This window comes from Haloparvum alkalitolerans, from assembly GCF_055381565.1.
Genome location: NZ_AP043938.1, coordinates 671185 through 695324, shown reverse-complemented (window position 1 = coordinate 695324; position 24140 = coordinate 671185). Strand labels below are relative to the sequence as shown.

Sequence of the window (24140 nt, the reverse complement as noted above, 5' to 3'; positions counted from 1 at the left end):
CCGCCTCCGAAAGGGCCATGTCCGCCGACCGACTACCTCCCGCCGATGGTCGCGGACGCCTACGACTTCCACCTGTTCGACCTCGACGGGACGCTCGTCGACGCGGAGTGGCGCTACACGCGCGAGGTGTTCGACGGCGTCGGCGACGCGCTCGGCCGCGACTTCTCGGACGCCGAGGCGCGGGTCCTCTGGCATGGGCTCGGGGGCTCGCGGGACCGGACGCTCCGCGAGTGGGGCGTCGACCCCGCGGCGTTCTGGGAGGCATTCCACGCGAACGAGGACCCCCGCGCCCGCGCCGAGGCGACCTACCTCCACGACGACGCGGCGCGCCTGCTCGCGAGCGTCGAGGGGCCGACCGGCCTCGTCACGCACTGCCAGCAGTTCCTCGCGGACCCGGTGCTCGACCGACTCGACCTGCGCGACCACTTCGACACCGTGGTCTGTTGCACCGAGGAGACGGGCTGGAAGCCCGACCCGGACCCGGTGAAACTGGCGATGGCCGACCTCGGCGTCGACCCCGCCGCGGGCGACCGCGGCTACTACGCCGGAGACGGTGCGAGCGACGTCGGCGCCGCGTGGAACGCCGGCCTCGACGCGGTCCACGTCGAACGCCTCGGCCACGAGGAGCGCGGCCGCTGCGTCCTCGGCGACTACCGCGTGGAGTCGTTCGACGACTTCCCGAGTGCGCGCTCGACCGAGTAGCCCCGAAGACACTTATCGGCCCCGCGAGCAGTCTCCTCCATGCGACGCCGCGCCCTCCTCGCAGCCGTCGGCTCCGGAGCCTTGCTGGCCGGCTGTGCCGACCGTACCGCGCCGACCGCCGGGACCCCGAGTGACGACGGAGCCGCGACGGCGGACGACACGACTACCGACCGCCCCGGGTCCCCGGAGCAAGTCGATATCGACTCGCGGTTCTACACGGAGCCGTGCCCGGACCTCGCCGACGCCGGGTGGTGGATCGACCCCGACGACGAGGTGCGGTGTTACCACCGGTCGGACGGCGACGAGGCGGTCCTTCTGGAACCCGTCTCGGAGGTCGGGACGCTCGGCGGGACGGTGCGGATGCGGCTCCACAACCGGACCGACGAGGCGGTCCCGTTCGGCCCGTACCACTGGGAAGTGCTTCGCTACGACCGGAGCGACGGGGCGTGGCGCTCCGCGACCGACCGCGACGCCATCGAGGATTATCAGGACCACGTCGAACCGGGCGAGACCCACGAGTGGGACGTGCAGCTCGCCGTCGACGGCGACGCGCCGGACGACGAGACGACGGCCGGGGAGACCGTCGCGTTCCGCCCCGGCCGGTACGCCTTCGTCGTCGCGGCCCCCGACCCCGGCGACCTCGTCCACGCCGCGCTGTTCGCGGTCGAAGCCGGCGACGACCCGCCGGTGCCGGACGGCGCGCTTCCCGACCCGGAGTCCTCGGCGTTCCGCGGGGAGGCCTGTCCGGCGGGCCTCCGGTGTTACCACGCGCTCGACGGCGACGAGCGCGTCTACCTCCGGGCGGAGCCGGAGACGGTCGCGCTCGGCGAGACGCTGTCCGCCGAGCTCTGCAACTGGTCGGGCGAGGAGGTAACCCTCGGGCCGGACCACTGGGCCGTGAAGCGACGGGAGGGCGGGGAGTGGGTCTCCGCCGACCGTCGGGAGATCCGGACCGACCTCGGCGGCGTCCTTCGCTACGGCGACTGCTGGGACCTCGGCGGTCGCGTCACGGTGGACGCCGCCGATGAGCCGGGTCCCGGCGCGGGGATCGAGGAGGCGGTCGCGTTCGAGCCCGGCGAGTACCGCTTCGAGATCGACGCGCGCGGCGAGGACTGGGAACGGCGGTTCGCGGCCCGGTTCACCGTGGTCGAAGAGTAGTCGCTCCGAGCGCAGGGTCTCAGAACGCCTGCAGTTCCTCCAGCGTCGCGGCCGCGGAGCCGTCGGCGATCGCCTCGCGGGCGGCCGCCAGTCCCTCGTCGATGGTGTCGGCGTCCTCGCGGGCGTAGATCCGGAGCGCGGCGTTGAGCGCCACGGCGTCGGCGAAGCGGTCCTCGCGCTCGCCGGCGAGCACCTCCTCGGTGATGGTCGCTGAGTCGGCGGCCACGTCCTCGACGCCGAGGTCCTCGGTCTCGAAGTCCATCCCGTACTCGGCGGTCTCGATCTCGAAGTCCTCGAAGCTGGAGCCGCCCTCGGTGCCGACGGCTTCCCACTCGGCGACCTTCGTGTAGCCGGGACGCACGTCGTCGTACCCCTCCATCCCCTGGAACATCAGGACGCGGTCGAGGTCGTGGAACTCGCTCGCCTCGAACGTCTCGATCACCTTCTTGGCGAACGCGAGGTGGTAGAAGGAGCCGAGGTGGACCGACGCGCCCGCGGGGTTCGCCAGCGTCTCGACGGTGTTGACGAACGTCCGGACGCCCATCATGTCCCGGCGCTCCCAGAGGTCGTCGATCGCGGGGTTGAACGCCGGCTGGTAGTAGAAGCCGAAGCCGACCTCGTCGACCATCGCGGCGGAGTCGCGGGGGGTCAGCTCGGTCGCGACGCCCAACTCGTCGAGGACGTGCTTGTAGGCGTCCGCCTTCTGCGAGGGGACGCGGTCGCCGGAGTGGGCGACCACCGGGGTGCCGGCCGCGGCGGCGACGACGCCCGCCGCGACGCCCAGCAGCGCGGACCGCTCCTTCCCGTCGTAGTTCGCGCCGCAGTCGACGGGGTCGCAGTCGGGCTCCGCGTACTCGACGCGCTCGCACATGGTGTCCGTGAACGCCGCCAGCTCCTCGGGGTTGTTCTTCTTCCAGCGGTTCGCGAGCCAGAAGGCGCCCAGCGTCGTCGGGTCGGGCTCGTCCGCGAGGATGCGCTCGAACGCCTCCCGGGCCTGCGCGCGCGTGAGGTCCTCGGCCGACTTCGGGCCGGAGCCGCAGACCTCGGTCATCAGCCGCTTGAGGGGCCACTCGCCGAACTCCGTGGTCGCCTGAGCCATACCCCTCGGTTCGGGTTCTCCGACGAAAAGCCTCCCGCTCGACTCCCACGCGGCGGGACGATCGATCTCCGACAAGGCGGACGTTCGTCGACTTTCGCCGCCGATTTCTCCGAGAACGAACAGCCCACGCGCGGACCGGACTCTGACGGCGGCCAACCAGACTGCACGCGCGGCGGGAATGGCTCGTTCGCGTGCGTTCGGGGTACCGTGCGGGGCGGTCGGCGCGCGCGAGAAACGCGCGCGAGGGAGGCGGCGGCCGCGGTCGCGCTGCGGTGCGTTGCGGTCGCGCGACCGCGGCTGCGGCGAGGCTGGGGAGGTGCGAGGCTGCTGTGCGGTTGCGGTGCGGGGCGGTGCTGTGTGGTGGGTGGGACTGAAAGGGGCAGCCGGCTCGATCCCGCCCGGACGACGCAAGCACTCGCGCCGGGCGGTGTCTCCAGCGCGCTACTGCACGCTGGAGGCCAGCGGGACGCGGTTTGTCCCGCGCGGCGGAGAGGTGCGAGCGCGCAGCGAGGCCCGGCGGGTCGAGCCGGCTGGGGCTTTCTGGACGTTGCTGTCCAGATCAGTAGGATCTACGACAGACCCAGAAAAACCGCAGTAGGACGAGCCGATTGAGAAGTTCTGAGCGTCCGATTCCGGTCAACAGACTCTACAACGGGAATTGGAAAAGTTCGAACCCAGAAATTCTGCACCCCGTCTCAGGGCCAGTCGTCCCGCGTCGACTCCGCGGACGACTCTTCCTCCGGGTCGTCGCCCGCGAGCGTCCAACCCGCCGCCTCCGCGGCGGCCTCGACGTCGAGGAACTCCCAGCCGGCCGCCTCCGCGACCGCCTCGTCCTCCTCGCTGGTGCCGACGAAGACGTGGCGATCGGTGTCGAACTGCCGCAAAATGTTCTCCAGGCTCTCCTCGACGCCGCGGGGGCCCGAGAAGAAGTCCTGTCGGACGCGGTGCTTCCGCGTGAAGTTGGTGACGACGTACGTCGGCTTCTCGGAGACGACGCCGACGTACTCGGTCCACTGGCGCGCGCCGTTGAACACGGCGTTCGGGTCCGCGAGCCGCTTTAACGCCTCGAGCTCGAACGCCAACGTCATGTCCGAAGATCCGCCGCTGTCCATACGCGAGGATACCTGCGCGGGGCGAAAACGGCTTCGCTTCGGGCTGCGGGGAACGCGCTCGCCCGACCGCGGCCGCGGACGGGGAAACGGAGAACGGACGGTTCGCGGCGTCTACTGCTCGGAGGCGGCCTTCAGGTCGTCGACCGAGAACCCCTCCTGCATCAGGGTCTCCTTCTGGTCGGCGACGTAGCGCTCCTCGCGCATCAGCTGCTTGTAGGCGGACTGGGGGGCCAGGTCGCCGATGAGGACGCCGCCGACGATCTTGCCGTCCTTCAGCGCGAGCTTGCGCCACTCGCCCTCGCCGGTGGTGGCCTCGACCTCGTCGTCGCCGAGGGTCGGGTGGCCAAAGGAGAGGAACGGGAAGTCGAAGTGCGTGATCGAGTACGAGGAGACCCAGCGGAACTCCTCGGAGCCGTAGTCGACCATGTTCTTGGCGGCGACCGTCCCCTGCTCCTTCGCGGAGCCCCACGCGCCGTTCTGCGCGCGCTCGCCGAGGATGACGTCGTGGAACTCGGTGATGTCGCCGGCCGCGTACACGTTGTCGACGTTGGTTCGCATGTACTCGTCGACGATGACTCCGTTGTCCGTCGCGATCGGCGTCTCCTCGACGATCTCCGTGTTGAAGTTGAGGCCGATGGCGACGCCGGCGAAATCGCAGTCGTAGCGGTCGCCGTTGGGGTCGACCGCGGCCTCGACCCGGCCGTCGTCGTCCACTTCGAAGTGGTCGACGCCGGAGTCGAACACCGGCTCGACGCCGCGCTCGCGCATCGCCTCGTGCATGATCTCCGCGCCCTCGTTCGAGAGGGCGTACCGCCACCACGAGTCGCCGCGCATCAGGTATTTCCCCTCAACGTCCTGCGCGCCGCAGATGGCCGCGAAGTCGATGCCGAGCAGGCCCGCGCCGACGATGACGCCCTGTTCGGCGCTCTCGACGGACTCCTTGATCGCGCGGGCGTCCTGGAACGTCCAGAAGTGGTGGACGCCCTCGGCGTCGGAGTTGTCCACCGGGAGCTGGGTCGGCGTGCCGCCGATGGCCAAGAGCAGTTTGTCGTACGCGAACGTCTCGCCCTCGTGGGTCGTCACCTCGTCCGCCTCGACGTCGACGTCGACGACCAGCGTGTTGAGTCGGAGGTCGATGTCCCGCTCCGCGTACCACTCCTCGTCGTGAATGGAGATGGGCGCCGCGGGCAGTTTCCCCTTCGCGAACTCCTTGATCAGGATCCGATTGTAGAGGGCCTCGCCCTCGTCCGTGAGCACGGTGATCTCGGCGTCCGGCTGCTCCTCTCGCAGCGTCTCGGCCGCGGAGGACCCGGCGACCCCATCGCCGATGATCACGTACGATTCGGTCATAAGCGGCCGTTCGTATTCGGGGTTAATGTGGATTGCTATCCGAATCCGGGAACGAGAGTTTCTCTCATGGGGATTCAAGGGATCCCCTTACCGAATATTAGGGATCCACCGCGTGTCGCCGACCGATCGTCGGTCGCGGTCGCTGGGCTTCCGCGGTCGTCGGTCCGCCGCGGTCGCCGGCCTTCCGCAATCGCCCGCCTTTCGCAGCCGATGGACCTCTCGTTCGGTCCGTTCGCCACACATTGAAGGGTTCACGGCACCAATGCTGGGGTATGAAGATCCGCCAGAACGTCCGCCACTGGGCCGCGAAGAAGGCCCTCACCGCGCCGGTGATCGGGGAGGCAGCCCACGACAAGCTCGTCGACCTCCACACGACCATCTTCCTCAACAAGGCCGACGAGGAGCGCCGCGAGGAGCGCCGCGCGCACCTCGACGACTTCTTCGACGCGACGATGGAGACCTACCTCACGGCGCTGGAGGCCGGCTTCCCCGAGGCGAAGGCCCGTGAGATCACCCACGTCCAGGCCAACTTCGACTTCTTCAACCACGGCTGGACGGAGATGATGGAGATCCCCGGCGACGAGATCGAACCCCACTACCGCCGCTACGAGGAATTCTTCACGAAACACGGGATCACCATCGACGATCCGCTCGGGGAGTTCCGCCCGCCGGAGGGGATCGCGGAGGCCCCCGAGACGCCCGAGAAGCTGACGGAGCCGGAGTACGAGAACGCGAAGGCGGGGTTCGCGGACGACGCCTACGTCGAGACGGAGGACGGCGAGACGGTGGTCGGCGGCGAGCGCGAGGAGCCCGCGGACGTGGACCCCAGCGCCGCGCCCGGACTCGACGAGGAAGAGGCGGCGGACTGAGACCTCCCGGCGGCGTTCTCCGCTGACCGCCCCGCTTTTTACGTCCCGACGGTGAGGGGGAACCATGACCGACGCGCGCGAGGTCGACCCCGAGGCGGTCGAGTTCGAGGTGGTCCCCGAGACGGACCAGTCCTTCGAGAACGCGTTGGCGAAGGCTCGCGCGGGCGACCGGCTGACGGTCGACGACGGGATCGAGCTGATTACCACCGGCACCGACCGCGAGGGGATCGACCCCGAACGCAAAGAGCAGGTGCTGGAGGCCGCGGACCGGCGGCGGGCCGCGGTCGTCGGCGACGAGGTGACGTTCGTCGCCAACCTCAACAACAACGTCACCACCGCCTGCAACACGGGCTGTCTGTTCTGTAACTTCAAGAACACCGCTCACGCGTTCGAGGCGGACGCGGACGTCGAGCACTCGGGGTTCACGAAGACGCCCGCGGAGTCGCGGGCGGTCGTCGCGGACGCCCTCGAGATGGGCATCTACGAGGTGACCTCCGTCTCCGGGCTCCACCCCGCCTTCGCGCTGAACGAGGAGCACCACGAGATCCTCCAGGGGTACGACGACCCCGCGAGCGCGGTGAACTACAAGCCGCCCGCGGCGTACGCGACCGACCCCGGGACGTATCTCGAGCAGATGGCGGCGATGTCCGTCGACGACGTGCACCTCCACTCGATGACGCCGGAGGAGGCGTACCACGCCCGCCGCGGCACCGACTGGGACTACGAGGCCGTCTACCGCGAACTCGCGGCCGCGGGGCTCGACTCCGCGCCCGGCACCGCGGCGGAGATCCTCGTCGACGAGGTGCGCGACGTGATCTGCCCGGGAAAGATCCGGACGGACGACTGGGTCGCCGCGATGGAGGGCGCGATGGCCGCCGGCCTGCCGACGACCGCGACGATCATGTACGGCCACGTCGAGAACGCGGCCCACCGCGTGGAGCACCTGAAGGTCGTCCGCGACCTGCAGGACAGAACCGGCGGAATCACGGAGTTCGTTCCGCTCTCGTTCGTCCACGAGAACACGCCCCTCTACAGACACGGCGTCGTGGACGGCGGGGCGAGTCTCGCGGAGGACGAGCTCATGGTCGCGGTCGCGCGCCTCTTCCTGGACAACGTCGACCACATCCAGTCCTCGTGGGTGAAGTCGGGCGACGAGCACGGGCTCAAACTGCTCAACTGCGGCGCGGACGACTTCATGGGCACCATCCTCTCGGAGGAGATCACCAAGCGCGCCGGCGGGCAGTACGGCGAGTACCGGAGCTTCGACGACTACGTCGAGATGATCACCGCCATCGGCCGCGTCCCGGTCGAGCGCTCGACGGACTACGAGAAACGCCGCCGGATCGACCCCGACGACGGCCCCCACGGCCCGACGCTCGGCCCACGCGCGGACGGGACGCCGATGCTCGCCGAACGGGACGGAACCGAGGGCGGAACCGGGGACGGAGACGGCGGCGACCCGACGCCCGCGGACGACTGAGGGCTGACCGTGACCGCCGCCTCCCTCCCCGCGTTCTCGCTTCAGGGTACTTCAGGGCTCCCGACGCTCCCCCCGTTGGCGGTCGCCGGCGCGGTGCTGGTGCTTTTGGCCGCCGCGGGCGGCGCGAGCCGACGGCTCGGCTACTCCGTCATCCCCGCGTACATCCTCGTGGGGCTGGCGGTCGGCCCCTTCGCGCCCGCGGTCGGCGACCTGTCGCTGTCGCTCGTGCGCGACCCGGGGACGTTCCGGCTGCTCGCGGAACTCGGCGTCGTGTTGCTCCTGTTCTTCGTCGGACTGGAGCTGAGCCTCGAACAGCTGTTCACGAACCGAGCGCAGTTCGTGCGGGCCGGGGCGGCGGACGTGCTCATCAGCGCCCCGATCGGCGTCCTGATCGGGCTCGCGTTCGGCTGGTCGCTGCTGGAGTCGGCGTTCCTGGCGCTGATCGTCTTCAACTCCTCGACGGTGATCATCGCGAAGTCGCTCCTGGACCTCGGCTGGATCGCCGACGCGGAGTCGGACGCCATCCTCGGGGTGGTCGTCATCGAGGACGTGCTCACCGCGGCCGCGTTCGCGGTGCTGTCGGCGGTGCTGCTGGGCGTCGCCGAGCCGGAGACGCTACTGCGCTCGCTCGGGACCGCCGCGGCGTTCGTGGGGGTCGTGGTCGCGATCGCGCACTACGGCGCCGATCGGCTGGAGCGGGCCTTCTCGACGACCTCGTCGGAGCTGTTCCTGCTCGGAGTGTTGGGCGTGGCGGCGCTCGTGGCCGGCCTCGGGATCGTCTCGGGCGTCAGCGAGGCGGTCGCCGCCTTTTTCGTCGGTACCGCGTTCGGGCGGACGAGCCACGTACAGCGCATCGAGACGCTCGTCGTCCCGGTCCGGGACCTCTCGGCCGCGCTGTTCTTCTTCGCGGTCGGGGCCGCGACCGACCCGCGGCTGCTCGCGGCGACGGCGCTCCCGGTCGCCGTCGCGGTGGCGGTGACGGTCCCCGGCCAGCTCGTCTCGGGGTACCTCGCCGGGCGCGCGTACGGGCTCGACGCCACGCGCGCGGTCCGGGTCGGCTGCGCGCTCGCCCCGCGCGGGGAGTTCTCGCTGGTGATCGCGGCGTTCCTCGCCGCCGCCGGAACGACGCCCGTGTTCCGCGAGACGCTCCCCGCGTTCACGGTCGGCTACGTGCTCGTCACCGCGACGCTCGGAACGGTGCTGATGAACCGGGCGGACGACATCTCCCGCCTCGCGTTCGGGCGGTGAGCGGCCGCCCCGCGAGCGACCTCTCCGCGTGCAGGCTCCCGACCGGCGGGAACGGGCGCAAGGTATATGGCCAATGGTAACATTTGTCACGATCATGTCCCACGGCGCAGCCGGAGACCCGTCCGCAGACCTCAACAGCACCGACGTCCGAGTGCTCGCGTACCTCGCGGAGTCGGGAGCGGACTACCCGGCGCTCGTCGCGAGCAACACGGGACTCCACGCGCCCCACGTCGAGCGGCGGTGCGACGCGCTCCGCGACGCCGGGCTGGTGGAGTCGGTCAGCGGCGAGGTGGTCTACCGCATCACCGGCGACGGCCGCGACGTGCTCTCGGGCGGCGGCGGCCGCGCGTCGGACTGAGCTCCCGGCCCGCAGCCCACCGCCGCAGCCGGGTTCTCACTCGCCGGCCGCGACCGCCGACAGTCCGTTTCTGTCACCGCTTCGACCGCGGCGATCCGCACGCCCGGACGGCGGGCGGAGGTCTCCGCGGGGACGCGCTCCGGGGCGGCGGGCTCCGGATACCGCTCGGGGGTCGCGTTTCGCCGACCCAAAGGCACATTTACGCGCGAACCGTAGCGCGGGCAACGAATGTCCCACAGCCCATCACTCCCGGACCGTCCCCGCCTCGAGTTGGACCCCGAGATGACCGAGGCGGAGCGGCTGGAGGCGATCCGCAAACATTACGAGCGGATCGTGCAGGTGAACGAGGAGCTGGAGCGGCGGCTCGAGGACGCGCAGGGTCGCCGCGACGACCTCAAGGACGACGTCGACGAGCTGAAGCGGGAGAACGAGGTGCTGAAGACCTCGTCGCTGTACATCGCGTCCGTCGAGGAGATCACCGAGGACGGCATCGTCATCAAGCAGCACGGCAACAACCAGGAGGTGTTCACGCAGGCGTCCACCCGGATGGACGGCGACCTCGAACCGGGCGACCGCGTCGCGATCAACGACTCCTTCTCGGTCCAGACGGTGCTGGACGACGAGACCGACGCCCGCGCGCAGGCGATGGAGGTCGACGAGTCGCCGGACGTGACCTACGGGGACATCGGCGGCATCGCCGACCAGATCCGCGAGGTTCGCGAGGCGGTCGAGGACCCCCTCGACAACCCCGAGGTGTTCGAGACCGTCGGCGTCGACCCGCCGAGCGGCGTCCTGCTGCACGGCCCGCCGGGGACCGGTAAGACGATGCTCGCGAAGGCCGTCGCCAACGAGTCCGACGCCACCTTCATCAAGATGGCCGGCTCCGAACTCGTCCGCAAGTTCATCGGCGAGGGCGCGAGGCTCGTCCGCGACCTCTTCGAGCTGGCGCAGGAGCGTGAACCCGCCGTGATCTTCATCGACGAGATCGACGCCGTCGCGGCGAAACGGACGGACTCGAAGACCTCCGGCGACGCGGAGGTCCAGCGGACGATGATGCAGCTGCTCTCGGAGATGGACGGCTTCGACGAGCGCGGCGAGATCCGCATCATGGCCGCGACCAACCGCTTCGACATGCTCGACGAGGCGATCCTCCGGCCCGGCCGGTTCGACCGCCTCATCGAGGTCCCCAAGCCCGACGCCGAGGGGCGGAGCCGCATCCTCGACATCCACACCGAGGAGATGAACGTCGCCGACGACATCGACCTCCGCGACCTGGCGGCCGACCTCGACCGCTACAGCGGCGCCGACATCGAGTCACTGGCGACCGAGGCGGGGATGTTCGCCATCCGCGACGGCCGCACCGAGGTCCGCCGCGAGGACTTCGAGGACGCCCGCGAGAAGCTCGCCCAGGCCGAGGAGACGGCCGACCGCGCGATCCACTACCAGTACTGACCCACCGGTACCGACGCCTCCTTCGATACCGGCACCGCGGCGTCCGGCCGCGAACCGGTTCCCCGTCTCCGGGCGGGACAATTTCTAAGTGAGTTCCAGCCGTGCGATCCGACCGGGTGAGACGAATGGTGCATAGTGGCGACGCGATCATCGACGGCATCGACGGCAACGACGGCAACGGCGGACCGAGCCGGTCGGAGTACGACTGGCTCCTCGCCGCGATCCCCGTCCCGTTGCTGGCCGGCTGGACGACCGCGCCGGTCGTGGGGTCGTCGGCGACGCTGGGGCTGGGCGTCGGCGCGGTCGTGGCCGCGACGCTCGTCGCCTACGCGCTGTTCGGCGTGACTCCGTCCGCAGAAGGACAGCATCTCGACCGCGACCGCCGTCCGGGAGCGCCCGGCGGCGACTGACGCAGCGTCTTACTTCGCCGTCGGCGTGAGCTCGCCGTCGCCGACCGCGTTCATCACCTGTACCGCCGCGCTGGCCGCGAGCCCCTTCGCGACCTCCTCGGCGTCGGTGTCTTCGATGCCGGTCTCCAGCTCCTCCGGGTCCGGCGCGAACCCGGCGGAGACGGGGTGACCGGCCGGTGGGTTCACCGCGACCGTCGCGGTGGCCCCGCCCGTGCCCACCGACAGCTCGGAGCCGACGATGTAGCCGTCCGGGAGGTACGACTCCGTGCGGTCGACGATCCCCGCGACGGCGGTCCGCAGCGCCCGCTCTTGGTCAGGGGAGAGGTCCACCGGCTCCGGCTCGCCGGCGCCCGCGACGCCGGGAGCGCCCGCGTAGGGGTTGTTTCCGTTCATTGAGGGTGAGGGGAGTTGGAGAACGCGAGGTAAAAAGGCGTCGGCGGTGTCGCTCGGCGCCTCAGAGCACCGGTTCCGATTCGCCGTACGCGGCCACGACGACCGTCGTCGTGTACGCGTCCGGCGTCGGGGTCGCGGCCTCGACGAGACACTCCCGGTCGTCGAGCGTCCAGTCGCGGAGTTCGGCGCCCGCGTCCAACCCGGCGTCGATGCGCTCGCGTACGTCCGCGGCGTCGGTGCCGGTCACCTCGTAGAACAGCCCCGGACCGGGCCCGGTCGCCCAGCCGAGGCCCGCGACGACGGCGTCCATCTCGGACCCATTCTCCCGTTCGTCGGCGTCGGCCGCGACCGTCTCGCCCTCCGCGGAACCGGCCACGTCGCCCTGCCGAAAGCTCGCGCCCTCCGGGCCGACGGTCCGTCGCGCCTCGACGACGGTGAGGCGGTTGCCGGCCGGACCGAGGTCGGGGGCGCGGTCGACCGCCTCGACGGTCGCCTCGGCCGGGACGACCGAGGAGACCGAGACGAGGTTGTAGTTGTGGAGGTTGGCGTCGGCGAGCGCCGCGTCGTAGGAGGCCATCTCCGTGGGCGCGACGCCGGTCCCGGCGGCCACGTGGATCGCGTTCATAGAGGAGCGCGGCGCTCGCCGCGGTAAGGCGTTACGAACCCCGGTCGGCGGCCTCCGACGCCGGCACCGGGCGGGTCGCCCCCGCCGTCTCGAAGCGCTTACCCTCGCGCCCCTCCCAGTTCCGGCCATGACTGAGACGCGCGTCGAGTGGCGCGAGTGGGGCCCGGAAGCGTTCGCCGCGGCCGCGGAGACCGACCGGCCGGTGCTGCTCTCGCTCACGGCGACGTGGTGTGCAGACTGTCACGAGATGGAGGCGAAGACGTACGCGGAGCCGCGGATCGCGGCCAACGTCAACGACGGCTTCGTGCCGGTCCGCGTCGACGTGGACCGCAACCCCCGCGTCCGCGAGCGGTACAACATGGGCGGGTTCCCCTCGACCGTCTTCCTCGCGCCCGACGGGACCCTGCTGACGGGCGCCGGCTACCTCGACCCCGAGGGCATGCGCCAGGTGCTCGATTCGGTCCGCGAAATGTACGCCGAGAAGGGCGCCGACGCCGGGCGCGTCCCGCGGGCGCTCGCGGGCGACCTCCCGCCGGCCGGCGAGGTGACGGAGGCCATCGAGGAGCACCTCGTCGGGCAGTTGGACGTGAAGTTCGACGAGGAACACGCCGGCTGGGGCGACGACGCGAAGTTCCCGCTCCCGCGGACCGTCGAGTTCGCGCTCAAGCGCGACCGCGACCGCGCCCTCCGCACGCTCGATGCGGTCCGGAACCACCTCACCGACGAGGTCGCCGGCGGCTTCTTCCGCTACGCGGGCGGCCGCGACTGGACCGACGTGCACTACGAGAAGCCCCTCGACACGAACGCGGCCGTCCTCCGGGCGTTCGCGAACGCCTACCTCTACACCGGCGAGGAGGCCTACCGCGAGCCGGCCGCGGGCGCGGTGTCGTTCCTCACCGACGACCTCTGGACCGGCGTCGGCGTCGGCGGGAGCCTCGGGCCGGGGATGGGCCGCGCCTACTACGCCCGCAGCGCCGGCGACCGCGCCGACCTCGACGCCCCGCGCGAGGACCTCACCGTCTACGCGGGCGGCAACGCCCTCGCGGCCGACGCCATGCTGGCGTTCCACGCCTACACCGACGACGAGCGCGCCGGCGAGTACGCCGAGCGGATCCTGGGCGTCCTCCGCCGGGACCTGATCGACGCCGAGACTGGCGCAGTCACCAGGTTCCGCGCCGGCGACGCCGTGGGCGAGACCGACCTGCTCGAGGACGCCGCCCGGGTCGTCGCCGCGCTCGTCCGTGCCGAGTCGGTCCTCGGCGAGGGCGCCGACCTCGCTCGGACGGTCGCCGACCGCGCGATCGAGCGCCTCCACGACGGTGGGTCGTTCGTCGACGGGCCGCGGGAGGGCGAGGCGCTCCTCGACCGCCCGTTCCGACCCGTGGACGGCAACGTGGAGATGGCGGAGACGCTGTTGGACCTCTCACTCGTCACCGGCGAGGAGCGGTACGAGGCGGTGGCCCGCGAGACGGCCGCCGCGTTCGCGGGCGCGTCCGACCGGTTCGGCGTCCAGGTTGCGGGCTACGGCAGCCTCGTCGGCCGGCTGACGCGCGGGTCGACGCTCGTCGCGGTCGGCACCGAACCGGGCAGCGACCTCCACCGGGCCGCGCTGCGGGTCGCCGACCACGAGAAGGTCGTCGTCCCGAACGCGCATCGCGGCGCGGGACCGCTCGACGTCGAGGAGGGGGCCGCCGTCGTCCGCGTGGGCGACCGGACCGCCGACCCGGCGACAACCCCGGACGAGTTGATGGCGCGCGTCGCGGACGTAATCGCGTAGCGCGAATCGACGCCGGCTCCGCACCGATTCGAGCACTCCGTCGTCGGAGGGCACGGCGGTAAACCCCCGGTGCGTTTATGAGTCTCGGCGGAGTCGGTCCGGTATGGCGAGTTTACGGGACCTCGGGCTCTCGGAGTACGAGGAGCGCACCTACCGCGCGCTGTTGCGGACCGGACCGACGACCGCGAAGGACCTCTCGCGGGCGAGCGAGGTGCCGATGGGCCGCATCTACGACGTGCTCAACAGCCTCGAACAGCACGACCTCGTCAGGAGTCAGGCGGCGAGCCGGCCCAAGAAGTACGTCGCGGTGGAGCCGGACGCAGCGCTGGACCGACTGCTCGACGCCAAGAAGCGGGAGTTGGCCGAGCGGGCCGAGCAGTACGAGTCCGTCGTCGACGAGCTCTCGACGGAGCTCGAGTCCGCCGAGCCGGTCGAGGGGGAGTTCTGGACCGCCGCGGTCGGGGCCGAGGAGACGACGGACCTCCTGTTGGAGCGCATCGCGGCCGCCGAGCGACGCATGGTCGTCGTCGCCGGCGGGCCGACGGTCGGGTTCGACCTCGGGTCGATCGGCGAGCAGGTGACCGAACAGCTGGAGGCGGCGCTCGACCGGGGCGTCGAGATCAGGGTCCTGCTGTCGCCGGCGGTCGTCGACGAGCTCCCCCGGAGCGTCGGGCGGCGCTACACGGCCGAGCTGGCCGACCACGACGGGTTCGCGGTGCGGACCGCCGAGGGCGTCGACGGGACGTTCAACCTGTTCGACGGCGTCGAGACCTGCATCGAGGTGCCGCACCCGCTCTCCGAGGACGAGCCGTTCGCGATGATCGACCTGAAGGACCCGGAGTTCGCGGCCGACGTGAAAGCGCAGTTCGAGCCGCGGTGGGAGGAGGCGGAGCCGCTGCGGTTCGGGTGAGGCCGGGAGGAGATGGAGGGGAGGGAGGAGGACGTGACGGCCTCGGTCAGTCGCCGTTCAGTTCGGCGCGCAGCTGCCCCATCGTGACCTCGCGTTCGGCGTGCGCGTTGTGCTGGTGGATCGACTCGTCGTTCGACTGGGCCATGCGGATCACGGCGTCGTCATCGAGATGGTCGAACTCGTCGACCGTGCTCTCGGCGAGCGCGCGGACGCAGTCCTCCACGAACTTCGCGTCGGAGTGGGCCGCGAACGTCATGTGGTCCTCGTCGGGGCGTTTGGCCATGTTGTAGATGCGGGCGCTCATGGCGTCGCGCGCGATGTCGATGACGTCGCCGAGGTCGACCTCGGGATCGCCGTTCGCGGTGACGGTCAGCGTCGCGTGTCCGCGCTGGGAATGACCGGGTTGGGGGACGGCGTCGAGGAACTCCTCGGTCGTCTCCTCGTCGACGCCCAGATCGTGGAGCTTGTCGCGGGCGCGGGACTCGGACATGCCCTGCGAGCAGGGGCAGACCGTCATGCCGGTGACCTCGGCGCCGATCTCCTCGCGGGTGCCTTCCTCGGTCGCCTCCGCGGAGGCGATGATCCGCGCGGTGTTCTGCGTCTGTCGGCCCGACGCGGGCGTCTCCTCGCGCGTGATCAGGTCCGCCTCCATGCGGACCTCCGCCGTGGAGGTGTAGTCGTGTTTCGCCAGCAGGCGCTCGGCCGCGTCGCCGCAGACGTCCTCGACGCGGTAGGCCTCCTCGCGGGTGATCTCCTCGAGGATCTCGTCGATCGTCTCCATGTTGCGGGACATGTCGATCCCCTTGCGACCGCTCGGGAGGTCGACGAACACCTCGAACTCGGCCATGAGGACGATGGGGCGCTTGTCCTCGCGCGCCAGTTTGACGAGCTTCTCGACGCCGGTCACGCCGACCTGCGAGAGGCCGACCGCGACGTCCGGCTCGCTCGCCTGTACGTCGGGAAGTTGATGACTCATTATCGGGAGAAGAGGGACGAACGCGAATGAGTGCTTCGGAAGCGGAGGGGGAACCCCCCGCCCGTGGCCGTTCGGACGCTCTGCTCCGCGACACCGTGCGGTGCTGTCGGCGCGCGCCGCGGCGACCGCGACGCGCGTCGCCGCGACCGCGCGAGGGAGGTCGCGGGCCGGGCGCGATGCGGTGCGGTTCCGCGCCCGGCCCGCGGCCGAGGCTGGGGAGGCGTGAGGCTGCGGTGCTGTGCGGTTGCGGTGCGGGGCTGTGCGGGGTGGGACTGAACGGGGCAGCCGGCTGGGGATTTCTGGGTGTTGCTGTCCAAAGCAGCAGAGCCAGATCAGTAGTAGAGAGCATCGCGCGAAGAATCCAAACTCGCACCACCTCCACCTCGCGGATCCGCGGAGACCGCTCCCGAGAAATCCGCCACACGTACACGCGGCGTTTAACCGCCTCGACCGTCTACGCCGCGTATGTTCGAAGACCGACCGGACCGCGACGCGGAGGTCGTCCTCGTGGGGCGGTCGAACGTCGGGAAGTCGACGCTGATGCGGGAGCTGACGGGCCACTCGTTCGACACGGGCGGGAAGCCGGGCGTGACGCGCCAGCCCAACCACTACGACTGGACCGGCCAGGACTTCATGTTCACCGACCTCCCCGGCTTCGGCTTCATGTCCGGCGTCGAGGACGAGCGCCGCGAGGCGATCAAGACCGACATCGTCCGGTACGTCGAGGAGAACGCCGAGGCCATCCTCGCGGGGGTCGTCGTCGTGGACGGCAAGAGCGCGGTCGACATCATCGACCGCCACGCCGAGCGCGGCAACGTTCCCCACGACGTGGAGATGGTGTCGTTCCTCCGGGACGTGGGGATCGACCCCATCGTCTCCGTCAACAAGATGGACAAGGTCGACGACCGCGACGAGCGCCTCGACGCCATCTGCGACCGCCTCGGCTTCTACCCGCCGTGGCAGCAGTGGGAGGGCGAGGCGATCGCCCCGATCTGCGCCAAGCGCGGCGACATCGAGGCGCTCAACGAGTGTCTCAGAAACCGCTTCCACGAGGCGAAACGCGACGACTTGCTGCAGTTCGTGAAGTAGGGTCGCGGCTCGGCTCGGCGCTGCAGCGTCCGCCGCCTACAGCTCCCGCAGCGTCTCCAGACTCTCGTCTAAGTCCTGCGTCGTGACCGCCAGCGAGAAGCCGTCGATGGTGGCCAGGTCCGCGGCGTGGGGCCACAGGTCCTCCTCCTCGATGCCGTGGAGCACGACCGCGTTCGGCGTCGGGGTGACGACGCGCATCGCGACCAGCGGCGACTCCCCGCGGCTGACGCCGGTGAACACCAGCGCGCGGTTGGTCGACTGGCCGTACAGCCGGTAGAACTCCTCGCTGGACAGGCGGGTGATCGCCTCGATGGAGTTGATCACCGTGTGGCCGTAGACGTGGTCGCGGTCGCCCGAGACGATCTCGGTCGCGCCCATCGCGTCGTAGAACTCGTCCATCGGCACCGCGGTCGCGTACTCGCGGAGGTCGTGGACGATGTCGCTCTCGAAGCCCGCCGAGAGCACCCGGGCGTACTGCCGGAGTCGGCCGCCGCCGCGGGCCTCGTCGATGTCGAGCAACCCGTCGACGGTCCGGCGGACGACGCCGATGCCGGGGCTCTCCCGGCGCCCGCTCTCGTAGTCGGAGATCACCGACGAGGAGACCCCGAGCTGGTCGGCCAGCTCCGTCTGGGACACGTCGAAGTCCGTCCGCCACTTGCGCAGCGTGGCTCCCGGGTCGTCGCTCAGGGTGATCTCGCCGGCGATGCGCCGGGCGAGCTCCTCGCGGGCTGTCTCGCTCATGGGCTCACGGTGCGTCCGAGACCCGCAAAAGGGTATCGAAAGGTGGGTACGACACCTGTCGAGCCTCGAGCGCGGACGCCCGGTTCCGAACCGCACCGACCGCCCCTCCGCAGTCGCAACCCTCACGGCCGCGGTCGGCGAAGGCGCCGCATGGAGATCCGACCGTACGCGGACGCGGACGCCGCGGACCTGTGGGCGTGCAAGCGCGCCTTCGAGACCGGCCTCGGCGAGAACACCGGCGGCGAGGAGAAGGCGACAGTCTACGCGGAGAAACTGACCGACGAGTACCGCGAGGAGTGGTTCGCGTGGGTCGACCGCTGTCGCGCCTCCGACGAGCGGTGTCTCACGGTCGCGGACGACGGCGACGGCGTCGTCGGCTACGTCTTCCTCCTCCCGGAGACGATGGCCTTCGTCTGGGACGCCGCGGTGATAAACGAGGTGTACCTCGACCCCGCCTACCGCGGGACGGGCGTCGCGGACGACCTCATGGACGCGGCACTCGCGCTGGCCCGGGACCAGGACCTGCCGCTGGACCGGGTCGTCCTCGACGTGGACCCGGCGAACGAGCGCGCGCGGGCCTTCTACGACCGCCACGGCTTCGAGCCGTGGGGCGAACTCGTCGCGCGCGAGCTCTGAGCGTCGCCATCCTCCCGCCGCGTCGCCGACCTCCGACTACTGCGCGCCCCACTCGCCGAGGTCGAGCAGCAAAACGAGCGCGTCCTCGCCGTCGCCGTAGTACCCGCCGACGCGCCGCACCGGTTCGAACCCCTCGTCGCGGTACAGCGACCGCGCGACCTCGTTGCTCTCCCGGACCTCGAGTTTGACGACGACCGCGCCCGCCCCGGCGAGTTGCACCAGCCCGTTCCGGAGGAGCCGGCGACCGATCCCGCGACCGCGCGCGTCCGGATGGACGGCGAGGTCCTTGATGTGGCCGATGTCGCGGCCGGCGTTGGGCATCACGTCGCCGACGACGTAGCCGACGACCGCGCCCTCGCGGACCGCGACGAGGAACGCCGGCTCCTCGACCAGCCGCTCGAAGGCGTCGTAGGGCCACGGGTCCGCAAAGCAGGCGCGCTCGATGCGGAGCACCGACAGGAGGTCCTCGCGGCGCGCCCCGCGGACGGTCACGTTCGCCGATTCCTCGTGCACGCCTCGGCTCAGGGGCGGTCGACTCATAAGCCCGACGGCGGACGGCCACGGCGACGCACCAGGCGCTCGCGAGGGCGCTCGCGGTCCGCGAAAAATCGGCAAAAACGGGGCGGTTGGCGGTCCTCAGTCGTCGGCGGGCGCGGCGCCGCTGCCGGACTGGTGCTGCTTTTTCGTCCACGAGAGCTTGCCGCCGGCCGCGAGGATGTCGAGTTCGCGGTCGGAGGCGTCGAGCTCCGCGGTGAACTCCCAGTCGTCGTTCACGCGGGCGGTGAACGTCTCCTGGCCCTCGCGCACGGCCGCGTCCACGTCGTCGAGGATCTCGATGTCGTCGCCCTGGTCGATCTTCTCGTACGTCTCCGCGTCGATCTCCAGCGGGACGATGCCGAAGTTGAACAGGTTCGCCTTGTGGATGCGGGCGAAGCTCTGGGCGAAGACGGCCTCGATGCCGAGGAACATCGGACAGAGCGCGGCGTGCTCGCGCGAGGAGCCCTGACCGTAGTTCTCGCCGGCCACGAGGACGCCGCCGTCAGCGTCGAGCGCGCGGTCGGCGAACGTGTCGTCGACGCGCGAGAGCGTGAACTCGGAGAGCTTCTCGATGTTCGAGCGGAACTTGAGGATGTCCGCCGTCGCCGGGATGATGTGGTCCGTGGTGATGTTGTCCTCCATCTTCAGCAGCGCCTCGCCGCTGATGTCGGAGTCGATGCCCTCACGGATGGGCACGTCGCCGATGTTCGGGCCCTTGATCAGCTCGTCGTCGATGGCCTCCTCGGGGGTGATGATGTCGGGGTCGTCCTGACCCATGCCGGGGCCGTAGGACTCGCCCATCTCCAGGCCGGGCGCCTCGAGGTCGCCGAGCTCGTCCGCGAGGTCGCGGGGGTCGACGATCTCGCCGGCGATGGCCGCGGCGGTCGCGACCTCGGGCGAGCAGAGGAAGACGGAGTCGTCCTCGATGCCGGAGCGGCCCTCGAAGTTGCGGTTGAACGTGCGCAGCGAGACGGAGTCGGAGGCGGGGACGTGGCCGATGCCGATACAGGCACCGCACGTGGCCTCGGAGAAGTTGACGCCGGCCGCCATCATCTCCGCGGTCCAGCCCTCGCGAGCGAGCATCTCGGACGCCTGCTTGGAGCCGGGCGCCACGATCATCTCGGTGTGCTTCGCGACCTCGCGGCCCTCGAGCATCTTCGCGCCGGGCAGGATGTCCTCGTAGGCGCCGTTCGTACAGGAGCCGATGATGACCTGTTCGACGTCGGTGCCCTCGTACTCGCTGACGGGGGCGACCTTGTCGGGCATCGACGGCGCGGCGACGAGCGGCTCGAGGTCGTCGAGGTTCACCGTGATCTCCTCGGCGTACTCGGCGTCCGCATCGGGCTGGAGGTCGACGAACTCGTCCTCGCGGCCCTGCTTCGCGAGCCAGTCCTTCGTCTTCTCGTCGGTCGGGAAGATGGAGGAGGTGGCGCCGAGCTCGGTGCCGAGGTTGGTGATCGTCGTCCGCTCGGGGATGGAGAGCGACTCGGCGCCGGGCCCGGTGTACTCGAACACCTTGCCGACGCCACCCTTGACGGTCAGCTCGCCGAGGAGGTGGAGCGCGATGTCCTTCGCGGTCGCCCACTCGGGCAGCTCGCCCTCGAGGTGGACGTTGACGACCTCGGGCATCTCGACGTAGTAGGCGCCGCCGCCCATCGCGACAGCGATGTCGAGCCCGCCCGCGCCGATCGCGAGCTGGCCGAGCCCGCCGGGGGTCGGCGTGTGCGAGTCGGAGCCGAGCAGCGTCTTGCCCGGCGCCGCGAAGTTCTCCTTGTGGACCTGGTGGCAGATGCCGTTCCCGGGCCGGGAGAAGTAGGCGCCGTACGTGCCCGCCGCCGAGCGCAGGAAGCGGTGGTCGTCGGTGTTCTTGAAGTCGAACTGATACGTCTGGTGGTCGCAGTACTGCGCGGCCAGCTCGGTCTGGACCTCGTCCATCTCCAGCGCCTCGAACTGGAGCCAGACCATCGTGCCGGTCGTGTCCTGTGTGAGCACCTGGTCGATCTCGATACCGATCTCCTCTCCGGGCGTCAGCTCGCCCTCGACGAGATGGTTATCGAGGATCTTCTCCGTAATCGTCTGTCCCATATCGATCCGAGATGCGGTCGCCCCGGATATAAATCCCGCGAGTTTTCCGCATAACGACCGTGTGGAATCGCCACACGAAACGGCGGTAAGAGAACGGGTGTCTTCCCCATCCCCTATTATGATTTGAACACTCAATATCTCGGTTCTGCGCTCGCGTGAGGCGGCCGCTCCACCGGCGTCCCGAGTCGACACGACTTTGCGCCGCGGCCCCGCTCCCTCGGGCATGTTCGAATCGGGCGCGTACGTGGCGGAGTCGCTGGAGCGCGCGGGCGCGGACCTCGACGAGGAGCAGGTCCAGCCGAACGGCGTCGACCTGACGCTCGGCGAGGCCTTCGTGCAGACGGAACCGGGCCGCATCGAGCCCGACGGGAAGTCGGTCGGCGACCGGGCACGGATCGACCCGGACGCGGAGGACCGCTACGCCCTGGAGCCGGGCGCGTACGTCGTGCGGTACGGCGAGCCGGTCCGGATCCCCGAGGGCCACGTCGGCTTCGTCTACCCGCGGTCCTCGCTCCTGCGTAACTCCTGTATGCTCAACACGGCGGTGTGGGACGCCGGCTACGAGGGCGTCGGCGAGGGACTCCTCCGAGTGGGCCACGACCTCTCCGTCGAGCGCGGCGCCCGGATCGCGCAACTGGTGCTCGCGCGCGCGGACCACTCCGGCACCTACGACGGGAGCTATCAGGGCGAACGGCTCTGACGGTCGCCCGTCCGTCGGGGTGTTCGCTCCGCCGGTCGCGTTCACTCGATCGCGCGCTCGTCGATAGCGGCCGCGAGGTCGCGCATGAACGGGTGGACCGTGTTCCCCATCAGGTAGACGGGGTCGCCGTGTGCCAGACACGCCTCCAGCACTCACTCGGGGTCCGTCGAGAGGTCGTGGCGGATCACCCGTGGCGCCGCGCGCCGCTCGACCACCGCCGCGTGCGTGCCCGCGACGTGGACGCGGTCGATCAGGTCCGCGTCCGCGAGCCAGTCGAGGTAGTGGACGAACGCCGCGGTCCGACCGGACCGGTCCCGGCGCGTGAACAGGAACGGCGTGACCGTCGGCTCCGCGAGACGCTCCGTGAGGTGCTGTCTGAGCAGTTCGGTCGACTCGATGTCGTTCATCATCGCGCCGTTACAGACGAGTCCGCCGCCCGCGAGCCGCCGCCACCGCCAGTCGCTCTGTAGCTCCGTCAGCAGGGACTCGACGCGACCCGGGTTGAGGGGGTCGAGCCCGAGCGCGCGCAGCGTCTCGTCGACGACGAACGCAGACTGCGCGCCGAAGGTGTCCGCGAACGGCGAGTCCGGCGGCGGCTCCGCCACCCGGAACTCCACGCCCTGCCGGTCGAACTCCCGGCGGAGGTAGTCGTTGATCGCGTCGTTGCGGTCGCCGCTGATCACGACCGCCTCCTCGGGAGCGGTTCGCGCGAACGCGCGGGCGATGTCCGTCAGGTCGTCGCCGAGCGTCGACTGATGGTCCCGGCGGACGTTGAGCAACACGACGACGTGCGGGTCGAACAGCTCGTTGGCGAGCCGCGTCGTGTACTCGCGGATCCCCTGGTTCTCGACGACGGCCGCCTCGACCGGCCAGTAGGCGCGGAGCTCCCGCTCGTTCTCGTAGAGGCGGGTGACTCCGTCGCGTTCGATCTCGTACTCGTCGAGACCGTGGTAGGAGAACGAGCGGTCGCCGGTCACCTTCGCGTACGTCTCCAGCCCGCGCTCGACGAGCGCCTCGTTGAGCCACCGGACGACGGTCGACTTGCCGCGGACGCCCGAGACCGTCACCCGGTAGGGGACCTCCTCGACGCGCTCGAAGTGTGCGCGCCCCCGGCGCGTGAACCGGAACGCGCTCCGGGCGAGCCGCCGGACCACGCCGGCCGTGCGGTCCCGCAGGGGCCGTCGGTCGCTCACGAGTCGTCCCCCTCCCGCCGCGCGACTAGCGGCGACGACTCCGTGTCGGCATCGGCCGGCAGTCCCTCGGCGAACACCGACTCGCTCGCGAACGCGTGCGCGTCGGGCCTGGACCGTTCGAGCCGCGCTATCTCGACCGCGGCCAACCCGACGATCACCGCACCGAGCGCCACGTACGCCGGAGCGAACGTGCTGCTCAGTCCGGTTCGCGGCACGGGGACGACGGCCAGCAGGACGGCGTAGAAGACGACGAACAGCCCCGCGGAGATCCGGATGTGCGCCGAGCGGTTCGAGGGGGCGACGCGATGGAGGTTGTACGCACCGATGCCGACGAACACGCCGATGAAAAGCAGCGTGATTCCGGGCGCGGCGGCTGGCTCGAGTACGCCGACCGGCAGGACGACCAGCAGCCCGCCGGCCAGCGCGACCGCAAGCAGGTTCCGGCCGTACAGCAGCGTCGTCCAGTGGACCAGCGACAGCATCCAAAAGACCGTGGCCGCGCCCACGCCGTACACGAGAACGGTCGGGCCGTATCGGAGACTGAACATCGCCAGAAGGGGTATCAAAACGATCCCCGCGAGCCGGAGGTCGTAGCGCCGGCGGAACCCCTCATACACCGCCACGTCCGCGAGCAGGAGACTCACCGAGAGCCACGCGGGGACGATCCGCGGGGTCGGCGTCCCGACCGGCTCGACGCCGAGCAGCGCCACGGCGTCGCTCGTCGGCAACAGGAGCACCGGCGGCGTCGGCAACCCGCGCGCGGCAACGAGGTAGACGGCGATCGTCCCGACCGCGAGCAACAGGAGGAAGACGCCCACGGACAGCGTCAGGTCCTCGCGGCGGTCCGCGGGATCCTGCCACATTACGTTGTACGCCGCGATCCCGGGGAAGATGCTCCCGACGACTTCGGCGTCCTCGTAGCTGATCCGGTCCGGGAACGCCGCCCACAACAGGAGCGTCGCGAGCACGGAGACGACCGCTCCGGCCACGACGCCGACGAGGAAGACCTGCCGGCCGTGCAACAGCGTGTACTCCCGGACCGCCCACAGCGTCGCCCACGCACCGCCGGCCGCGACCGCGAACACGAGCGGCGAGAACGGCTCGCGGAACGTGTACACGGCGACGAGCGGGAGCACCAGCACACCGCCGAGCCGGTAGCCGTGGAACTGCGACAGCAGCGCGACGAGCAACACGCCGACGACGAGTATCGTTGTGGCGGCGATCATCGGAGGGTGTCGGC

General features: G+C 70.5%; 24 protein-coding genes. 13 read left to right on the top strand and 11 right to left on the bottom strand.

What is annotated here, in order from left to right; translation table 11 throughout:
* The first annotated feature begins 45 nt into the window (after positions 1–45).
* Together ACZ432_RS05910 and ACZ432_RS05905 are read left to right on the top strand one after the other, a co-directional pair.
* The gene (locus tag ACZ432_RS05910) at positions 46–702 is read left to right on the top strand and encodes an HAD family hydrolase (RefSeq protein ID WP_426964573.1); all 657 of its coding nucleotides are present in this window, start codon (positions 46–48) and stop codon (positions 700–702) included.
* A gap of 39 nt (positions 703–741) precedes the next feature.
* Complete coding sequence (locus ACZ432_RS05905) at positions 742–1860, top strand: hypothetical protein (RefSeq protein WP_426964572.1); 1119 nt, start codon at positions 742–744, stop codon at positions 1858–1860.
* Between the two features lie 19 nt (positions 1861–1879).
* Here ACZ432_RS05905 and ACZ432_RS05900 read toward each other — a convergent pair whose 3' ends face one another.
* The 3 genes from ACZ432_RS05900 to ACZ432_RS05890 all read right to left on the bottom strand — a co-directional run bounded on the left by ACZ432_RS05900 (position 1880) and on the right by ACZ432_RS05890 (position 5421).
* The gene (locus ACZ432_RS05900) at positions 1880–2959 is read right to left on the bottom strand and encodes an anthranilate phosphoribosyltransferase (RefSeq protein WP_426964571.1); all 1080 of its coding nucleotides are present in this window, start codon (positions 2957–2959) and stop codon (positions 1880–1882) included.
* 695 nt (positions 2960–3654) lie between these two features.
* On the bottom strand, positions 3655–4071 hold the full coding sequence (locus ACZ432_RS05895; protein ID WP_426964570.1) for a DUF7124 domain-containing protein: 417 nt from the start codon (positions 4069–4071) through the stop codon (positions 3655–3657).
* A 111-nt stretch (positions 4072–4182) separates the two neighbouring features.
* Positions 4183–5421, bottom strand: coding sequence for an NAD(P)/FAD-dependent oxidoreductase (locus ACZ432_RS05890; protein WP_426964569.1), 1239 nt, complete (start codon positions 5419–5421; stop codon positions 4183–4185).
* 272 nt (positions 5422–5693) lie between these two features.
* Between ACZ432_RS05890 and ACZ432_RS05885 the strand changes: the two genes are divergently transcribed.
* The 6 genes from ACZ432_RS05885 (at position 5694) to ACZ432_RS05860 (ending at position 11238) form a co-directional block, all read left to right on the top strand.
* Positions 5694–6290, top strand: coding sequence for a DUF6149 family protein (locus tag ACZ432_RS05885; protein ID WP_426964568.1), 597 nt, complete (start codon positions 5694–5696; stop codon positions 6288–6290).
* 64 nt (positions 6291–6354) lie between these two features.
* Entirely contained in the window at positions 6355–7770 is a 1416-nt protein-coding gene (gene cofH / locus ACZ432_RS05880) for a 7,8-didemethyl-8-hydroxy-5-deazariboflavin synthase subunit CofH (RefSeq protein ID WP_426964567.1), read from the top strand.
* A 9-nt stretch (positions 7771–7779) separates the two neighbouring features.
* Positions 7780–9018, top strand: a complete 1239-nt coding sequence (locus ACZ432_RS05875; protein WP_426964566.1) for a cation:proton antiporter — start codon at positions 7780–7782, stop codon at positions 9016–9018.
* Between the two features lie 94 nt (positions 9019–9112).
* On the top strand, positions 9113–9376 hold the full coding sequence (locus ACZ432_RS05870) for a DUF2250 domain-containing protein (protein WP_426964565.1): 264 nt from the start codon (positions 9113–9115) through the stop codon (positions 9374–9376).
* Positions 9377–9604: 228 nt separating this feature from the next.
* A complete protein-coding gene (gene pan2 / locus ACZ432_RS05865) occupies positions 9605–10828 on the top strand; it encodes a proteasome-activating nucleotidase Pan2 (protein ID WP_426964564.1) in 1224 nt (407 codons plus the stop codon).
* A gap of 125 nt (positions 10829–10953) precedes the next feature.
* Positions 10954–11238 (top strand): DUF8015 family protein, encoded by a 285-nt coding sequence (locus ACZ432_RS05860; protein WP_426964563.1) that lies wholly within the window; start codon positions 10954–10956, stop codon positions 11236–11238.
* A 9-nt stretch (positions 11239–11247) separates the two neighbouring features.
* Here ACZ432_RS05860 and ACZ432_RS05855 read toward each other — a convergent pair whose 3' ends face one another.
* Together ACZ432_RS05855 and ACZ432_RS05850 are read right to left on the bottom strand one after the other, a co-directional pair.
* Positions 11248–11631: a DUF5811 family protein gene (locus ACZ432_RS05855; RefSeq protein WP_426964562.1), complete on the bottom strand. Its 384-nt coding sequence runs from the start codon at positions 11629–11631 to the stop codon at positions 11248–11250.
* Positions 11632–11692: 61 nt separating this feature from the next.
* The gene (locus ACZ432_RS05850; RefSeq protein ID WP_426964561.1) at positions 11693–12256 is read right to left on the bottom strand and encodes a pyruvoyl-dependent arginine decarboxylase; all 564 of its coding nucleotides are present in this window, start codon (positions 12254–12256) and stop codon (positions 11693–11695) included.
* Between the two features lie 127 nt (positions 12257–12383).
* Here ACZ432_RS05850 and ACZ432_RS05845 point away from each other — a divergent pair, with 127 nt between their 5' ends.
* Complete coding sequence (locus ACZ432_RS05845; RefSeq protein ID WP_426964560.1) at positions 12384–14033, top strand: DUF255 domain-containing protein; 1650 nt, start codon at positions 12384–12386, stop codon at positions 14031–14033.
* Between the two features lie 103 nt (positions 14034–14136).
* Entirely contained in the window at positions 14137–14943 is an 807-nt protein-coding gene (locus ACZ432_RS05840) for a TrmB family transcriptional regulator (protein WP_426964559.1), read from the top strand.
* A gap of 46 nt (positions 14944–14989) precedes the next feature.
* Here the strand turns inward: ACZ432_RS05840 and mptA are convergent, their stop codons facing one another.
* On the bottom strand, positions 14990–15919 hold the full coding sequence (gene mptA, locus ACZ432_RS05835) for a GTP cyclohydrolase MptA (protein WP_426964558.1): 930 nt from the start codon (positions 15917–15919) through the stop codon (positions 14990–14992).
* 465 nt (positions 15920–16384) lie between these two features.
* Between mptA and engB the strand changes: the two genes are divergently transcribed.
* Positions 16385–17008: a GTP-binding protein EngB gene (gene engB, locus ACZ432_RS05830; RefSeq protein WP_426964557.1), complete on the top strand. Its 624-nt coding sequence runs from the start codon at positions 16385–16387 to the stop codon at positions 17006–17008.
* A gap of 36 nt (positions 17009–17044) precedes the next feature.
* On the opposite strand, the gene ACZ432_RS05825 is transcribed toward engB, so the two are convergent.
* Entirely contained in the window at positions 17045–17749 is a 705-nt protein-coding gene (locus ACZ432_RS05825; RefSeq protein WP_426964556.1) for a helix-turn-helix domain-containing protein, read from the bottom strand.
* A 150-nt stretch (positions 17750–17899) separates the two neighbouring features.
* On the opposite strand from ACZ432_RS05825, the gene ACZ432_RS05820 reads away from it, so the two are divergent.
* Positions 17900–18385: a GNAT family N-acetyltransferase gene (locus tag ACZ432_RS05820; protein ID WP_426964555.1), complete on the top strand. Its 486-nt coding sequence runs from the start codon at positions 17900–17902 to the stop codon at positions 18383–18385.
* Positions 18386–18421: 36 nt separating this feature from the next.
* Here ACZ432_RS05820 and rimI read toward each other — a convergent pair whose 3' ends face one another.
* Both rimI and ACZ432_RS05810 read right to left on the bottom strand, forming a co-directional pair.
* The gene (gene rimI, locus ACZ432_RS05815) at positions 18422–18925 is read right to left on the bottom strand and encodes a ribosomal protein S18-alanine N-acetyltransferase (protein WP_426964554.1); all 504 of its coding nucleotides are present in this window, start codon (positions 18923–18925) and stop codon (positions 18422–18424) included.
* 96 nt (positions 18926–19021) lie between these two features.
* Positions 19022–21007, bottom strand: coding sequence for an aconitate hydratase (locus tag ACZ432_RS05810; protein WP_426964553.1), 1986 nt, complete (start codon positions 21005–21007; stop codon positions 19022–19024).
* Positions 21008–21230: 223 nt separating this feature from the next.
* On the opposite strand from ACZ432_RS05810, the gene ACZ432_RS05805 reads away from it, so the two are divergent.
* Entirely contained in the window at positions 21231–21707 is a 477-nt protein-coding gene (locus ACZ432_RS05805) for a deoxyuridine 5'-triphosphate nucleotidohydrolase (RefSeq protein WP_426964552.1), read from the top strand.
* A gap of 152 nt (positions 21708–21859) precedes the next feature.
* Here ACZ432_RS05805 and ACZ432_RS05800 read toward each other — a convergent pair whose 3' ends face one another.
* Both ACZ432_RS05800 and ACZ432_RS05795 read right to left on the bottom strand, forming a co-directional pair.
* Positions 21860–22900 carry a capsule biosynthesis protein CapB gene (locus tag ACZ432_RS05800; RefSeq protein WP_426964551.1) on the bottom strand — a complete coding sequence of 347 codons (1041 nt, stop codon included), beginning with the start codon at positions 22898–22900 and terminating at the stop codon, positions 21860–21862.
* Positions 22897–24126 carry a poly-gamma-glutamate biosynthesis protein PgsC/CapC gene (locus tag ACZ432_RS05795; protein WP_426964550.1) on the bottom strand — a complete coding sequence of 410 codons (1230 nt, stop codon included), beginning with the start codon at positions 24124–24126 and terminating at the stop codon, positions 22897–22899. The genes ACZ432_RS05800 and ACZ432_RS05795 overlap by 4 nt, the downstream gene beginning before the upstream one ends.
* Positions 24127–24140: the final 14 nt, after the last annotated feature.